We start from the raw sequence: 14,185 nt of genomic DNA, 5'->3' as shown, positions 1-14,185 counted from the left end.
CACGGAGCGAAGATTGTGAAGCCAGACCCGAGCGGAAGCCGGCCAACGCCCACCCTTGAAATGGTGGCAGCGCTGGCCGGCGTCTCCCGCGCCACTGTCTCGCGGGTGGTTAATGACGTGCCGAGCGTCGATGAAGAGATAGCTGCCAAGGTGCGGCAGGCCATTCTCGCAGTGAACTACACGCCCAACCGGGCGGCGCGTTCCCTGGCCAGCAGGCGGCCCAACTCGGTGACGCTCATTGTGCCGGAGTCCACGTCCAAGGTGTTCGCGGACCCATTCTTCGCGTCAGTGGTGCAGGGTGTGGCCCTGTACCTGGCGGACACGGACTACACGCTGAACATGGTGATCGCCTCCGAAGCCAAGCCGGAAAAGACCAGGGCATTCCTGCTGGGCGGCAATGTGGCCGGTGCCCTGGTGGTGTCACACCATGCGGGGGACAGGTCCTGGACGCACCTGAGTGACTACATCCCCATGGTGTTCGCCGGCAGGCCGCTGGGCGAGAGTGCCAGCTACTACGTGGACGTGGACAACGAGGCCGCAGCCGCAGGAGCAACCCGGTTGCTGATCAAGCGTGGGCGGACCAACATTGCCACCATCGCCGGGCCCCAGGACATGCCGCCGGGCATCGACCGCGTCAGCGGCTGGAGAAAGGCCATGGCGGAGGCCGGACTGGATGACTCCCTGGTGGAGTACGGGGATTTCACCCTTGCATCAGGAGCGAAAGCGATGCGCCGGCTGCTGGGCAGCGGGCGGCCGGTGGACGGGCTCTTTGTCGCCAATGACCAGATGGCCGCAGGTGCCTACACGGTACTGCAGGAACGCGGGCTGCGGATTCCCGATGACGTTGCGGTGGTGGGGTTCGATGACGATTCGTTCGCCACATCCGTCAATCCCCAGCTGACCACGGTCCATCACCCGATTATCGAGATGGGAAAGAAAATGGCCGAGATCCTGGTGAACCTGATTGAGGGGAAGGACGCCGACCGTGTAACGCAGATTCCCACGTCCCTCGTGGTCCGGGACTCCGCCTGATGGGGGCGCCAGGAGAAAACATCGCCGGCAACGCCAAGCGCGTCCTGCGGTGGGGTGTTGTTGCCACGGGAAGGATCGCCCACCGGGTCACCCGCGACCTTGCTTGCCTTGAGGACGCGGAACTGCATGCCGTGAGTTCCCGGAGCGAGGATTCCGCCCGCGCCTTCGCCGAGCAGCACGGCTTTGCCCTGAGCTACCACGACACACCGGCCGCAACCGGCCACCGGCAGTTGTTTGCCGACCCCATGGTGGACGTGGTGTACATCGCCACGCCGCACGCCCAGCACTTCGAGGTTGCCCGTGCAGCCCTCGACGCCGGCAAGCATGTGCTGTGCGAAAAGCCGCTCACCATCAACGCCCGCGAGGCCCGGGAGCTGGTCCGGCTGGCCGGCGAACGGGGACTGTTCCTGATGGAGGCAGTCTGGACCCGCTTCCTGCCGGCAACCCGCCGCGTCCTGCAGCTTATCCGCGAGGGTGAGATCGGCGCCGTCCGCTGGGTGCAGGCGGATCTGGGGTTCCCCGCTGTGTACGATCCGACCGACAGGCTGTGGGATCCGGCTGCCGGCGGCGGCGCGCTGCTGGATCTCGCGGTGTATCCGCTGACCTGGGCGGTGGCGGCCCTCGGATTTCCCGCCGCGCTCAAGGCCAAAGGGCACCTGAACCAGGACGGCGTGGACGTCCAGACCACCCTCTCCCTGGAATACCCGGAGGGTGCCGCAGCCCAGCTGATCTCATCGATCCAGTCCGCCGGCCCGGGCATGGTCACCCTCAGTGGAACGGCGGGCTGGATCAGGACAGGCGCTCCGCTCTACAACCCAAGGACCGTGGAAATCTGCGGGCGCGACGGCCGCACCAGGATTGAGGAATTCCCCGAGGACACCGAGGGCTTCATCCACGAGCTGCGCGAAACCGCCCGGTGCATCCGCACCGGTCTGCAGGAGAGCCCCCTGATGCCGTGGAACGACACGGTGCAGGTTATGCAGCTGCTGGACGAAGCACGGCAGCAGCTGGGGCTTCGCTACCCGAACGACGAAGTTTCGTCCCCAACCGCCGGGACGGGCCCAACCGCCGGAAACTAAAGCGCCGGCAGCACGTCCCGGGCTTCGCGGGCGTCCATGCCCGTGGCCTCCAGCAGGTCCACCATCAGCGGCCGGTACAGCATCACCACTGTTTCGCCTTCGAGCCGCTGCACCTCCAGCAACCTCGGGTGCAGCCGCAGCGCAATCTCGCTCAGGTCCCGCCGGGCCGTGCGCAGGTGGGCGCGGCGGACGCCGTCGTGCGTTTCCGCGAGGCCCAGCGACAATTCGTCAATCGCGGCAGCGGTCTCCTGCAGCACCTCCGCAATGTTCGCGGTGGCTTCGTCGGAGAGGGCGGCGTGATTGATGGCGCTGGTGAGGCGGCGCGCAAAAACCCGGCTGTTCCTCAGCGCCAGGTCGATGAAATCGAGCGACTGCTTCAGCTGGTCCAGTTCCTCACGGTGCCGCCGGTACGCGGGCGCGAGCCTGGCCACCTCGCCCGACGCCCGCAGCGAATGCCGCATCGCGTCCACCAGGGGCTGGCAGTTCCTGCCCCGGACCAGCGCATGCCAGGCCCGCGTCGAATCGCTGTCAGCCAAGGCCTCCGCGCACTCACGCAGCACCTCCGCCAGCTCATGGAGGAGCTTCTGCACGTCCTTCCGGGGCTCCCTGCGGGGATCCTTGGGGACCAGGATTGTCACCAGCAGGGCGAACAGCCCGCCGATGACGGCGTCGATGCTTCGGGTGAAGGGCCCGCCGGCGGGGGCCGGGAGCAGCACTACCAAGAGAGACTGCAGGCCCAGCTGCGTGGTGAAGATGTTGCCGCTGTCCAGGAAGCGGGCCAGCAGGATGGAGAACAGAAGGACGACGGCGGCCTGCCAGATTCCGCTGCCCAGCCAGTGCAGGAGCAGGTCACCCACCGCGATGCCGATGGTGCAGCCCAGGCCCACCTCCACCACGCGCCGCAGCCGCGGTTCCCGGGAAAACCCCAGCGCAATCAGCGACGAGGTGGCCGCGAAGAGCGGCCCCGAGTGGCCCAAGACGTATTCGGCGAAGGCGTAGGCACCCACCGCACACACGGTCATCTGGATGGCCGGAACAAGCGAGTTCCGGCTCCGGATCAGTCCGGTGCGGATACGGCCGCGCAGGAAACGCCTGCCTGCTGAAAGTCCTGCTGCGGGAGCCATGCCGTCCAGTCTATTTGCTGCCTGTGACGTTTATTTTGCGGCTGGCCCACTACGGCCGCAGATGTGATCCGCGCAATGGTGACCCGGCATTTGTAAGCCAATATCCCGCGGTCGTTAATGTTCCGTTCACCTTGGGCAGGGCATCCCTTTACCTGCGGCCCCTAACTTCGATGAAGGTACAAAACGTACGCATCGCGCTGCAGGGTTCTCCGTCCCTGTCCCGCACCTGAATAACCCTGGAAGGGGTACATCTAGTGAAGGCACTCCGCTTCGGCCGCCACGCGGCTATCGCTGTTATCGCAGCCGGCGCACTCGCGCTCACCTCCTGCGGTTCAGACAACGCCACCAACACCGCGCCCGGCGGCACCCAGACTGCTGGCGGCCCCAAGGTCACCGGCACGCTCACCGGCATCGGCTCCTCCGCGCAGGGCGCGGCAATGGACGCCTGGAAGACCGAGTTCGCCGCCGCCAACCCCGGCGCCACTGTGCAGTACTCCCCGGACGGTTCCGGTGCAGGCCGCAAGGCCCTCCTGGACGGATCCGCCCAGTTCGGCGGCTCCGACGCTTACCTGAAGGACGACGAGTACGCCACGTCCCAGACCGTCTGCGGTCCTGACGGCGCACTGAACATCCCGGTCTACATCTCCCCGATCGCCGTCGCCTTCAACCTGCCCGGCATCACCGAACTGAAGCTTGACGCCGCCACCGTTGCCAAGATCTTCCGCGGCGAGATCGCCAACTGGAACGATCCCGCCATCGCCGCCCTCAACGAAGGCGTGAACCTGCCGGACCTCAAGGTCACCCCGGTGAACCGCTCCGATGACTCGGGCACCACCACCAACTTCACCGACTACCTGGCTGCCGCTGCACCCGAGGTCTGGACGGACAAGGCCTCCGGTGTTTGGCCTGCATCCCTGCAGGGCGAGAACGCCAAGGGCACCTCCGGCGTGGTCAAGACCGTCACCGACACCCCCGGCGCCATCACCTACGCGGACGACTCCGCAGTGGGCGGAACCCTCGGTGTTGCGCAGATCAAGGTCGGCGAATCCTTCACCGAAATCTCCGCCGAAGCCGCAGCGAAGGCTGTTGACGCAGGCACCCCGGTTGAAGGCCGCTCCGCCAACGACCTGTCCATCAAGCTGGACCGCAAGACCACCAACGAGGGCGCTTACCCCATCGTGCTGGTGTCCTTCCACGTCGTCTGCTCCACCTACGACAGCCAGGAAACCGTTGACCTGGTCAAGGCCTTCGAGAACTACGTAGTCTCCGAGGAAGGCCAGCAGGCCGCCGCGGATTCCGCCAAGTCCGCTCCGCTCTCCTCCGAGCTGGCTGAGAAGGCCGCCAAGGCCATCGATTCCATCAAGGTCAAGTCCTAATCACCGCACCAAATTCGGGTTCCCCGCCTGCCACAAGGCAGTGCGGGGAACTTCGGTTTGACCCCAACATCTTCCAGTGTCAGTAAACGATCGAAGGGCCGTCGAATGACCGCCACCCCCTTGACCAGTAACCAGGGCGCCGCCCGCGCCGGGGACAAGATATTTTCCGGCGCAGCACTGGCCGCCGGTTGCCTCATCCTCGCCGTCCTCTTCGGCGTCGCGCTCTTCCTGGTGGTCCAGGCAATCCCTGCGCTCACAGCCCCGGCCGCCGAGATCCAGGGCGGGGAAGGCTTCTTCGCCTACATCTGGCCCATCGTGATCGGCACGCTCATTGCGGCTGCCATCGCACTGGTGATCGCCACTCCGATCTCCATCGGTGTTGCCCTGTTTATCTCGCACTTCGCCCCCCGCCGCCTGGCGGCAGGACTGGGCTACGTGGTGGACCTGCTCGCCGCCATCCCGTCCGTGATCTACGGCGCCTGGGGTGCCGCTTTCCTGGCCAAGGAAATCTCCCCGGCCTACAACTGGCTCGCCGCGAACATGGCCTGGCTGCCCATTTTCCAGGGACCTGCCTCCGCCACCGGCAAGACCATCCTGACGGCCGGCATCGTCCTGTCCGTTATGGTGCTGCCCATCATCACCTCCCTGTCCCGCGAGATCTTCCTGCAGACCCCCAAACTGCACGAGGAAGCCGCGCTTGCCCTCGGTGCCACGCGCTGGGAAATGATCAAAATGTCCGTCCTGCCCTTCGCCCGGCCCGGCATCATCAGCGCCGTCATGCTGGGCCTGGGCCGTGCGCTCGGCGAGACCATGGCCGTGGCCCTGGTGCTCTCCTCCGGCGCACTGACCGCCAGCCTGATCCAGTCCGGCAACCAGACCATCGCCGCGGAAATCGCCCTGAACTTCCCGGAGGCAAGCGGTCTCAAGGTCAGCACGCTGATCGCCGCCGGCCTGGTCCTGTTCGTCATCACCCTGGCCGTGAACATGATCGCGCGCTGGATCATCACCCGGCACAAAGAATTCTCGGGAGCCAACTAAATGACCTCCACGCTTACCCCGGTGCGCAGCAAGCGCTCGGCACTCACCAAGGGCCAGCTGCCCAAGTACGCCCCCTACGTGGTCCTGGCCGCCGCGCTCATTGTGGGCGCGGCCATCCTGGCGCTCGTGGGCTTCAATGCCTTCGGCTGGGGTATCGTCTCGGCACTGCTGTTCGCCATCGGCCTGGTGTCCTGGAGCGCCGTGGTTGAGGGTTCCCGCAAGGCGAAGGACAAACTGGCCACCTGCCTGGTGGTGGGATCCTTCCTGGTGGCACTGCTTCCGCTGATTTCGGTGATCTGGACCGTCCTCGTGAACGGCGTGCCCGGCCTCCTGAACCCCGGGTTCCTCACCACCTCCATGAACGGCGTCACCGGCGTGTTCGACAACCGGGCAGTGGAGAACGGTACCCCTGTGCTGGGCGGCATTTATCACGCCCTCCTGGGCACCGTGCAGATCACCCTGCTGGCCACCCTCATCTCCGTCCCGGTGGGCCTGCTCACGGCCATCTACCTGGTGGAGTACGGCAACGACGGCCGCCTTGCCCGGGCCATCACCTTCTTCGTGGACGTGATGACCGGCATCCCCTCCATCGTTGCCGGCCTGTTCGCCGCGGCCTTCTTCTTCGCCGTGGTGGGCCCGGGCACCAAGACCGGTGCCGTGGCCGCCGTCGCCCTCTCAGTGCTGATGATCCCCGTGGTGGTGAGGTCCAGCGAGGAGATGCTGAAGATTGTCCCCAACGAGCTGCGCGAGGCGGCGTACGCCCTGGGCGTGCGCAAGTGGCGCACCATCGTCAAGGTGGTCATCCCGACGGCGATCTCCGGCATCGCGTCCGGCGTTACCTTGGCCATCGCCCGGGTTATCGGCGAGACGGCGCCCATCCTGGTCACGGCGGGCTTTGCCACCAGCATCAACTCCAACGTCTTTGGCGGCTGGATGGCCTCGCTTCCCACGTTCATCTACACGCAGATCCTGAACCCCACCTCGCCGGCCAACCCGGACCCGTCCTCCCAGCGTGCCTGGGGCGCCGCCCTGGTGCTGATCATCCTGGTGATGATCCTCAACCTGGGGGCCCGGCTGATCGCCAGGGTCTTCGCCCCCAAGACCGGCCGCTGACCGCCGCACTGCCCTTCCGGTACACCCCGCCGGATCCTAGACTTCAATTCATACCCAGTTAGTGAAGGAACACCATGTCTAAGCGCATCGACGTCAAGGACCTGAACGTGTACTACGGCGATTTCCTCGCCGTGGAGGACGTCACCATCAACATCGAGGCCAAGTCCGTCACCGCCTTCATCGGCCCGTCCGGCTGCGGCAAGTCCACGTTCCTGCGGACCCTGAACCGCATGCACGAGGTCCTTCCCGGCGCCCGGGTGGAGGGCGAGGTCCTGCTCGACGGCGACAACCTGTACGGCCCCGGCGTGGACCCGGTCACGGTGCGCTCGCAGATCGGCATGGTGTTCCAGCGTCCCAACCCGTTCCCCACCATGTCCATCCGGGACAACGTGCTGGCGGGCGTCAAGCTGAACAACAAGAAGATATCCAAGGGCGAGGCGGATGTCCTGGTGGAACGCTCGCTGAAGGGCGCCAACCTGTGGAACGAGGTCAAGGACCGCCTGGAGAAGCCCGGTTCGGGGCTGTCCGGCGGCCAGCAGCAGCGCCTCTGCATCGCCCGCGCCATCGCGGTGGAGCCGCAGGTGATCCTCATGGACGAGCCGTGCTCCGCCCTGGACCCCATCTCCACCCTGGCCATTGAGGACCTCATCAACGAGCTCAAGGACCAGTACACCGTGGTGATCGTGACGCACAACATGCAGCAGGCCGCCCGCGTTTCGGACCGGACCGCGTTCTTCAACATCGCCGGCACCGGCAAGCCGGGCAAGCTGATCGAGGTGGGGGATACCCACACCATCTTCAGCAACCCGAGCCAGAAGGCCACTGAGGACTACGTCTCCGGCCGTTTCGGATAAACATCCGCTTCGGATAAACACCGCTGGAAACGCCGCTGCTGCCTGAGGGCGGCAGCGGCGTTTTTGTGTGCTTGTGGCGGCCGTGCTATTCCGGGACTTCCAGCTGGAACCCGCAGCGGCAGCGCAGCACCCTGGTGGGCAGGCACACGGCGCTGAGCCCGCTTCCGCTGGTGCTGCTCCGGTAGCAGAGCCGCTCGATCTCGAACTCGGCTTCCTCCATGGGAAAGCCGCAGTGGATGTAGTCGTCCCCGAAAACAATCACTTTCGCCATCCAGCGCACCTGGTGCAGTGCCGCCGCAACATCGGCGGCGTAGGCAAGGTGCTCCTGGAACATGTTGCAGTCATTGCAGGTGTAGCAGACGGTGACCAGGTCCCCGCCCACGGCTCCCAAGGCCATGATGGCGTGGATGGTGAGCCGGTGTTCGGTTCCGCAGTTCCCGCATTGGAGCGGCCGTGGCTGGGGGTGCCGGGGATTCGAGGTAGACATGATGCCTGCTCATTTCCGCGATGTGCATCCGGGCCGCCGGCATCCTGCAGCGGCTAACGCCCGTGGCCCTGCACGCGGCGGCGGGCGGCAGTCCCCGGCGACAGTGCGGAGGGGGCTTCATCCGAATCTACGTCACCGGCGTACGGCTGTACAGGGTTTTGGGGGTCAGCCGCCGATCGGGGAAAGGGCCAGTGCCAGGACGAAGGCCAGGGCAGCCGTGGCGGCCGGTGTCAGGACCCAGAGGCCCACGATCTGGATCACCAGCTTCCGGTTGGTGACCGAAAAGTGCTGGTTCTCGCCCGCACCCAGGACGGCCGAGGTGACCGTATGCGTGGTGGACAGCGGCCAGTGCAGCCCGATGGCGCCCAGGAACAGTATTACGGCGCTGAAGATTTGCGCCACGGAGCCCCGCAGCGGATCGATGCGGGTGATCTTGTATCCGATGGTGTGGGATATCCGCCAGCCGCCGAACAGCGTCCCCGCCGTAATCATTACCGCGGAAAGCAGGGCCACCCACATGGGGATGGTGCCGCCGTCGGAATAGCCTGCGGCCAGGAGGGAAAGCAGCAGGACCGCGCTGACCCGCTGGCCGTCCTGCAGGCCGTGGCCGAAGGCGACGGCTCCCGCCGCGATGGCCTGGCTGCGGCGGAACCGCTGGTTGACCACGTTGGGCTGGGTGTGGCGTGCCGCCCAGGTGGCGGGGTAGACCAGCATGAATGCTCCGCTGTAGGCCACCAGGGGGGACAGGACCAGCGGGAGGACCACCTGGAACAGCAGCGACTGGTCCACGCCGCCCACGCCGGTGCCGCCCACCGCCAGGCTCGCCAGGCCGGCACCGGCCAGGCCGCCCACCAGCGCATGGGTGGAGGATGCGGGAATGCCGCGCCACCACATCAGCAGCCCCCAGGCGAAGGCGCTCGCCAGTCCGGCCACCACGATGCTGAGGCCGTCCGTCCCCGGCGGCAGGGTGATCCAGTGCTGGCTGACGGCCACGGCCAGGGTGGCACTCAGCAGTGCACCAATGAAGTTGAAGAAGGCGGCCAGCAGTACCGCGACGCTGGGAGTCAGCGCACGGGTACGGGTGGCCACCGCAACCGAGGTGGAGACGTCGCGGAAGCCGTTCAGGAATGCAAACCCGGCGGCCAGCAGGACCACCACGCCGAAGATGACTGGCGTCACCCTAGGATTCCTTGACGATGATGCTGCCCACCTGGGTGGCGATCCGCCGCATGTCCTTGGTGACCTCCACCAGCTGGATGGCGATGTCCCGGTTGCGCGAGTACTGAGCCCACTTCATGTCCTTGATCATGTCCGCCACCCACACCCGGTGCGTCCGCTCGGCGCGTTTGGCCAGGCGCAGGATTTCGATCCAGTAATCCTCAAGGTCATCGAGGTTGTTCAGCCGGCGCATGGCATCCACGGTCAGTTCGGCCTGCCGGCTGATGATCTCCAGCTGGTCCGCCGCCCGCTTGGGCAGCCGCTCCAGCTTGTACAGGGCCACCAGCTCCGCGGCGGCGTCCAACTTCTCCATGGCTTCGTTGAGGTAGCGGGAGAGGGCGTACATGTCCTCCCGGGGGAGCGGGTTCACGAAGCTGGTGCGCATGTGGGTCAGGAGGGCGAAATGCAGTTCCGCGGACTTGGCCTCGTGGTTGTGCATGTCCTCAACGAGTTTGCCGTGTTCCGCCGCGGGGACTCCCAGGATTTCCGCGAGGGTGGCGCCGGCCAGCACAATCTGCTGTGCCATCTCAGAGAGGAGGTTCAGCCCGGCGGGCTCCTGGGGAAAAAGGCGCAGCTTCACAGTAATTACCGGTCTCCGGGGAAAGTACAGGGCGGGGATTGCCGCCGTGTGACTTGACCCCGGCAGGCAACTGACGCTAACTCTACCGGTCCGTAACTGCACGGCTGAAAAGGGCCCGCGGAAAATCGGCTGACAGGAAACGGGCAGAAAAATGGTGCCGAACCGGATACGCCTCTCGGCGGTAGGCCGCTCTAGGCGGCTGAGTGTTGAAGCCCGGGGGTTTCGCGGTTCGGCACCGGTTTCAGTTTTCTACGTTGCCGCCCGCAAGTCAATCTTGACAGGTGGGCCACTGCGGGGGACGGGTCAGTCCAGTTCGCCCAGACGCCATGCGTTGGCGGCGTGCTCCAGGTCTTCGGCTGTTTTGACCAGCTGGTGCGAATTGCGGGTCAGCCTGCTGGCGTGCGCCTCGTTGGCGTGCTCGGCGCCATCGGCGATGGTTGCCTGGCCGAGGGCTACCACGCGGCAGAAAGCGGCGGAACGTTCCAGCGCGACGTCGAACTCGCCGTCGAACGCCCCGGACAGGATGGCATCGGCCATGGCGATCATCTCGTCCGCGCCGGGAGGCTCGGCTGCACCTGCCACCACATTGGAGACCTGCGCGGTGTCCTTGCCCGCACGGAAGTACACGGAAATGCGCTCCGGGTCCTGGACGGTGGCGGCACGCAGGGCATAGAGCCGCCACAGCGCACCGGGAAGTGAACGGGCGGGACTTTCGGCCCACATCTCGGCGATGGCTTCAAGGCCCTGCTCGTCGGCGAGCTTCACCAACCGTTCGGTGACCACGGGATCGTCGCTGTCCCGGCCGTGGCGGACCAGCGCCTGGGCGGCAAGGTGGGCGGCTTCCGAGACGCGGGCGGGATCGGCGCCGCCCGCGAACGGTTCGAAGTCGATGGGAGCGAAGGGTTTGGGCTTGTGGTGCCGGTTCGCGCCGCCGTAAGGACTGGATCCTGCTTGCTCACTCATGCCCCCACGCTACTCCTGTGCCGCAATGGAAATCGAGCATCCGGGGGCCCTCTTCCATGTCCGACGGCGGCGCCCGGGTTGTGTGCGGAGACGCCGGAACCATGGGTTAGAGTATTAACGTCCAGAAATGGATTGGGCCGGACGGGCGGACGCAGCGTGTTTCCAACCAGCCGGCAGGGGCCTTTAGCTCAGTTGGTAGAGCATCGGACTTTTAATCCGTGGGTCGTGGGTTCGAGCCCCACAGGGCCCACCGTTTAAGCAGGTCAGAGGCATTAGCCTCTGGCCTGCTGTGGTTTTCCGGGCACGGCGAGGGGCTGCTGGACGGCGTCGGAAACCTCACGCCTGAACCGACGGAAGTAAGCGACCCGCCTCGTGACGCATGTGCGCTACCGGGTGGTTCCGAGCGCCCAGGCGGAAACAAGGCGCCGGCCCTGGCATCCTTGACTCTGGCTGAACTCAAGGATGCGGTCGTTCGGAATATCGCTCCAGCGGACCGTCTGCGACGACGGCACCCATAAGGGACCCCTCAGCCCATACCGAGCCCGTGAACACGCACTCCCTGTTTGGCCAAGACAAGACAGCGGGGCCACCCGTAAGGTGACCCCGCTGCACATGCGATGTGGTGGCGCCGTCGTTTACTGCGAACGCCGTTACAAGTGGATGTCAGTGGCCACCGCGCCACTTCTTCCCGGAGTCAACAACCTGTACTGCGGCGGCCAAGTTGCCGTCAGCCAGGCTGCCCCAGGCATAAATGATCGTGTTTTTGCCGCCCGCGACGGTGATGTCGACCGGCCCGATCACGGGGGCGGTTGTCCCGGCGGCGGCAACGGAGGCTGAGATGGTGCCGGCCTTCAGCTTCAGGGTCGCCTCGTCAGGATTGCTGAGCCCTTCGATCACTGCGGTTCCACCGGCCAGGACGTCGACGGCGGGGGCTGCGGCTACGTGCCTGACCGTCAGCTTGCCTTTATTGTCGTTGCGGGGAGCCTTGGTGTCGTTGGTGAAGAGTGTGGCTGTTGGGGCACCGCCGGCGTCGAGGTGGGCCACCGCAGTGTAATTTCCGCCGTTGTCGAGTTCAACGGCAACGGGTCCGATCACCGGATTGTCGGCGTTGGGGGCGTCGGAGCCGGTGATGGCAATTTTGTAGTCGCCGGCTGCAAGTTCCAGGGGACCGGCGAGGCTTCCGGGTTCGAAGTCGTCCAGGGTCAGTTTGCCGTTGACCCACACGTCCACGGTTATGTCGGGTACAGCGTGCAGGACCGAGAGCTTGGCTGGGTCCTCACCGTGGTGGTGCCAGCCTCCGGCCTGGGCTGGAGCCGCGAAGGTCAGTGCGGCTGCGAGCGACAGTGCTCCGGCGGCGATGGGTGTTTTGCGCATTTCAAACTCCTCAGAGGGATGCCCGGGGACGGGCTGTGTTTGTGCTGACACCTCTACTACCGGCGGACTGTCCTCTGTGGATGCAAATTCATGGATCTTCTTAAACGCGGGGCTGGTTGCGTCACCCCGCTGCTGCTACGCCAGGATGACTGTGCCGTTCGGCGGCAGCCCGTCCGGGAACATGATGGGAACCGGGGCGGCCACTGCCGGGTCGGGGGAGTCCATCGCCTGCAGGTGAAGGTGCGGCTCGGTGCTGTTGCCGGAGTTGCCACAGGTCCCCACCTGATCGCCGGGTACAACCGCCTGGCCCGGTTGCACGCGGATGCTCCCGCGCTTGAGGTGGCACAGGGCGATGAACACCCCGCTGCTTTCGAGGACCACGTGATTGCCTCCCAGGCCAACCCAGCCCCTGCGCACCCTGCCGGCTTGGGTGGCTGCGTAGCCGATCGACGGAAAGCCACGGAAGCTCCCGTGATCCGGTTCGCCGTCATGGACCGTCCTCACGGTCCCCGCCACCGGAGCGATCACACGCCATCCGAACCCGACGAACTTCTCCGGCCGCTCGGGCCGGAAGGCCGACAGCAGGCTGAACGGCGCAGAGCGTCCGCTGCCGTCGACGGGCGTGAAATCTATTGAATAACCCGTGCCGAACAGGTGCGTGCCGTGGCTGGGCACCCGGTTCGCGGGGGAGTTCTGCACCAGCCACCGGCCCGTGAACGGATAGGAGAGGTTCACCGTCATGCACCGAGCCTAGGCCCGCCCGCTGCTCCCGGGCTTGTTCGCGGTTCAGAACCTTGAAGGCCCCGATCCGCGAACAAGCCCCGGACGGCCCCGGTTGTGCCGTGGGCGTCCTCCCCGCCCACAATAGGCACATGGCAAAAAGCAGCAAGGGCAGGATGCCGCGTCTGGAAGACGTGGCGGACGTTGCCGGTGTTTCCCATCAGACGGTCTCCCGGGTGGTCAACAACCATCCCAACGTCAGCAAGGCCACCCGCGAAAAGGTGGAGGCGGCCATTGCGGAGCTGGGGTACCGGCGGAACACCGCTGCCCGGAGCCTGGTGACCCGGCGCTCGCAGACCATCGGCGTGCTGGCCAGCGAGCTGGCCCAGTACGGCCCGGCCAACACGCTCCTGGGCGTGGAGCAGGCCGCCCGCGACGCCGGCTACTTTGTCAGCATCGCCGCGCTGCGTGAAGTCAGCCGCGACGCAATTTTGGACGCCGTCAGCCACTTCATGGACCAGGCCGTGGACGGGATCGTGGTGCTGGTGCCGCACTCGGACACCCTGCTGGCCCTGGACGAAATGGAGCTTTCAGTTCCCGTGGTTGCGGTGGGGTCCCTCGGCAACAGCAATGTCAGCGGGGCAATGGTGGACCAGCGCCAAGGCGCCAGGCTCGCCGTCGAGCATCTCATCGGCCTGGGGCACCGGCAGATCGGCCACGTCTCCGGACCGCCGGATTGGACGGACGCCGGCGAGCGCGCCGAAGGGTGGCGGGAGGCCCTCGGGGAGGCCGGGCTCCCTGACGGCCTCCTGGCGGAAGGCGACTGGAGCGCCGGCAGCGGCTACGACATCGGCCGCAGGCTCGCGGCTAAACGCAACGCCACGGCGGTTTTCGTGGGCAACGACCAGATGGCACTGGGCCTGCTGCGGGCGTTTGCCGAAGCGGGCGTCCGGGTGCCCGACGACGTCTCCGTCGTGGGCTTCGATGACCAGCCGGAATCGGGGTACTTCACCCCGCCCCTCACCACCGTCCGCCAGGACTTCGAGGAGCTCGGCCGGCGCTGCATGGACATCATGCTGAAGGAGATCGAAGCCGGGGCAGGCGTCAGCTACACCGTTGTCACCCCGGAACTGGTCCTCCGGGCCAGCACCGCGCCGCCGGCCGCCGCCGGATAAGGGACCGCAGCGGCGCACCGCAAAAATCCGCGCAAAGAATTTTCCATGAATC

The 14,185-nt window shown here is 66.2% G+C and carries 14 protein-coding genes and 1 tRNA gene; 8 read left to right on the top strand and 7 right to left on the bottom strand.

Annotated features, from left to right (window positions below; genetic code table 11):
- The first annotated feature begins 15 nt into the window (after positions 1 to 15).
- Together B5520_RS09420 and B5520_RS09415 are read left to right on the top strand one after the other, a co-directional pair.
- Entirely contained in the window at positions 16 to 1,032 is a 1,017-nt protein-coding gene (locus B5520_RS09420; RefSeq protein ID WP_104443466.1) for a LacI family DNA-binding transcriptional regulator, read from the top strand.
- Complete coding sequence (locus B5520_RS09415; protein WP_079596807.1) at positions 1,032 to 2,111, top strand: Gfo/Idh/MocA family protein; 1,080 nt, start codon at positions 1,032 to 1,034, stop codon at positions 2,109 to 2,111. Before B5520_RS09420 ends, B5520_RS09415 begins: the two co-directional genes overlap by 1 nt.
- Here the strand turns inward: B5520_RS09415 and B5520_RS09410 are convergent.
- Positions 2,108 to 3,235, bottom strand: a complete 1,128-nt coding sequence (locus B5520_RS09410) for an FUSC family protein (RefSeq protein ID WP_079596806.1) — start codon at positions 3,233 to 3,235, stop codon at positions 2,108 to 2,110. The two genes, B5520_RS09415 and B5520_RS09410, sit on opposite strands and share 4 nt — an antisense overlap.
- A 254-nt stretch (positions 3,236 to 3,489) precedes the next feature.
- Between B5520_RS09410 and pstS the strand changes: the two genes are divergently transcribed.
- The 4 genes from pstS to pstB all read left to right on the top strand — a co-directional run bounded on the left by pstS (position 3,490) and on the right by pstB (position 7,616).
- Positions 3,490 to 4,611, top strand: a complete 1,122-nt coding sequence (pstS, locus tag B5520_RS09405) for a phosphate ABC transporter substrate-binding protein PstS (RefSeq protein ID WP_079596805.1) — start codon at positions 3,490 to 3,492, stop codon at positions 4,609 to 4,611.
- A 105-nt stretch (positions 4,612 to 4,716) separates the two neighbouring features.
- Positions 4,717 to 5,649 carry a phosphate ABC transporter permease subunit PstC gene (pstC, locus tag B5520_RS09400; RefSeq protein ID WP_079596804.1) on the top strand — a complete coding sequence of 311 codons (933 nt, stop codon included), beginning with the start codon at positions 4,717 to 4,719 and terminating at the stop codon, positions 5,647 to 5,649.
- Positions 5,650 to 6,762 (top strand): phosphate ABC transporter permease PstA, encoded by a 1,113-nt coding sequence (gene pstA, locus B5520_RS09395; protein WP_079596803.1) that lies wholly within the window; start codon positions 5,650 to 5,652, stop codon positions 6,760 to 6,762. It begins immediately after the preceding gene.
- A gap of 74 nt (positions 6,763 to 6,836) precedes the next feature.
- A complete protein-coding gene (gene pstB, locus B5520_RS09390) occupies positions 6,837 to 7,616 on the top strand; it encodes a phosphate ABC transporter ATP-binding protein PstB (protein WP_079596802.1) in 780 nt (259 codons plus the stop codon).
- Positions 7,617 to 7,701: 85 nt separating this feature from the next.
- Here the strand turns inward: pstB and B5520_RS09385 are convergent, their stop codons facing one another.
- The 4 genes from B5520_RS09385 to B5520_RS09370 all read right to left on the bottom strand — a co-directional run bounded on the left by B5520_RS09385 (position 7,702) and on the right by B5520_RS09370 (position 10,864).
- Positions 7,702 to 8,103: a hypothetical protein gene (locus tag B5520_RS09385; RefSeq protein ID WP_079596801.1), complete on the bottom strand. Its 402-nt coding sequence runs from the start codon at positions 8,101 to 8,103 to the stop codon at positions 7,702 to 7,704.
- 165 nt (positions 8,104 to 8,268) lie between these two features.
- Positions 8,269 to 9,282 carry an inorganic phosphate transporter gene (locus B5520_RS09380; protein WP_079596800.1) on the bottom strand — a complete coding sequence of 338 codons (1,014 nt, stop codon included), beginning with the start codon at positions 9,280 to 9,282 and terminating at the stop codon, positions 8,269 to 8,271.
- Position 9,283: 1 nt separating this feature from the next.
- Positions 9,284 to 9,901: a DUF47 domain-containing protein gene (locus B5520_RS09375; protein ID WP_079596799.1), complete on the bottom strand. Its 618-nt coding sequence runs from the start codon at positions 9,899 to 9,901 to the stop codon at positions 9,284 to 9,286.
- Positions 9,902 to 10,204: 303 nt separating this feature from the next.
- Positions 10,205 to 10,864: a hypothetical protein gene (locus B5520_RS09370; protein ID WP_079596798.1), complete on the bottom strand. Its 660-nt coding sequence runs from the start codon at positions 10,862 to 10,864 to the stop codon at positions 10,205 to 10,207.
- Positions 10,865 to 11,041: 177 nt separating this feature from the next.
- Here B5520_RS09370 and B5520_RS09365 point away from each other — a divergent pair.
- A tRNA-Lys gene (locus tag B5520_RS09365) sits at positions 11,042 to 11,114 on the top strand.
- A gap of 413 nt (positions 11,115 to 11,527) precedes the next feature.
- On the opposite strand, the gene B5520_RS09360 is transcribed toward B5520_RS09365, so the two are convergent.
- On the bottom strand, positions 11,528 to 12,238 hold the full coding sequence (locus tag B5520_RS09360) for a DUF4397 domain-containing protein (RefSeq protein ID WP_079596797.1): 711 nt from the start codon (positions 12,236 to 12,238) through the stop codon (positions 11,528 to 11,530).
- Positions 12,239 to 12,373: 135 nt separating this feature from the next.
- A complete protein-coding gene (locus B5520_RS09355; RefSeq protein WP_079596796.1) occupies positions 12,374 to 12,979 on the bottom strand; it encodes a M23 family metallopeptidase in 606 nt (201 codons plus the stop codon).
- Positions 12,980 to 13,110: 131 nt separating this feature from the next.
- Between B5520_RS09355 and B5520_RS09350 the strand changes: the two genes are divergently transcribed.
- Positions 13,111 to 14,133: a LacI family DNA-binding transcriptional regulator gene (locus B5520_RS09350; protein ID WP_079596795.1), complete on the top strand. Its 1,023-nt coding sequence runs from the start codon at positions 13,111 to 13,113 to the stop codon at positions 14,131 to 14,133.
- Positions 14,134 to 14,185 lie beyond the last annotated feature (52 nt).

Origin of the sequence: Arthrobacter sp. P2b, assembly GCF_900168295.1 — a bacterium.
In the GTDB taxonomy this organism is placed as follows: domain Bacteria; phylum Actinomycetota; class Actinomycetes; order Actinomycetales; family Micrococcaceae; genus Arthrobacter.
The sequence above is the reverse complement of the archived record's forward strand: the minus strand, read 5'-3'. Positions and strand labels throughout refer to the sequence as shown.

What these genes read in the sequence shown, in the direction of transcription:
- B5520_RS09355 (WP_079596796.1), bottom strand. Translation starts at nt 12,979, where the DNA reads ATGACGGTGAACCTCTCCTATCCGTTCACGGGCCGGTGGCTGGTGCAG.
- pstA (WP_079596803.1), top strand. Translation starts at nt 5,650, where the DNA reads ATGACCTCCACGCTTACCCCGGTGCGCAGCAAGCGCTCGGCACTCACC.
- pstB (WP_079596802.1), top strand. Translation starts at nt 6,837, where the DNA reads ATGTCTAAGCGCATCGACGTCAAGGACCTGAACGTGTACTACGGCGAT.
- B5520_RS09385 (WP_079596801.1), bottom strand. Translation starts at nt 8,103, where the DNA reads ATGTCTACCTCGAATCCCCGGCACCCCCAGCCACGGCCGCTCCAATGC.
- B5520_RS09350 (WP_079596795.1), top strand. Translation starts at nt 13,111, where the DNA reads ATGGCAAAAAGCAGCAAGGGCAGGATGCCGCGTCTGGAAGACGTGGCG.
- B5520_RS09410 (WP_079596806.1), bottom strand. Translation starts at nt 3,235, where the DNA reads ATGGCTCCCGCAGCAGGACTTTCAGCAGGCAGGCGTTTCCTGCGCGGC.
- B5520_RS09370 (WP_079596798.1), bottom strand. Translation starts at nt 10,864, where the DNA reads ATGAGTGAGCAAGCAGGATCCAGTCCTTACGGCGGCGCGAACCGGCAC.
- pstC (WP_079596804.1), top strand. Translation starts at nt 4,717, where the DNA reads ATGACCGCCACCCCCTTGACCAGTAACCAGGGCGCCGCCCGCGCCGGG.
- B5520_RS09360 (WP_079596797.1), bottom strand. Translation starts at nt 12,238, where the DNA reads ATGCGCAAAACACCCATCGCCGCCGGAGCACTGTCGCTCGCAGCCGCA.
- B5520_RS09415 (WP_079596807.1), top strand. Translation starts at nt 1,032, where the DNA reads ATGGGGGCGCCAGGAGAAAACATCGCCGGCAACGCCAAGCGCGTCCTG.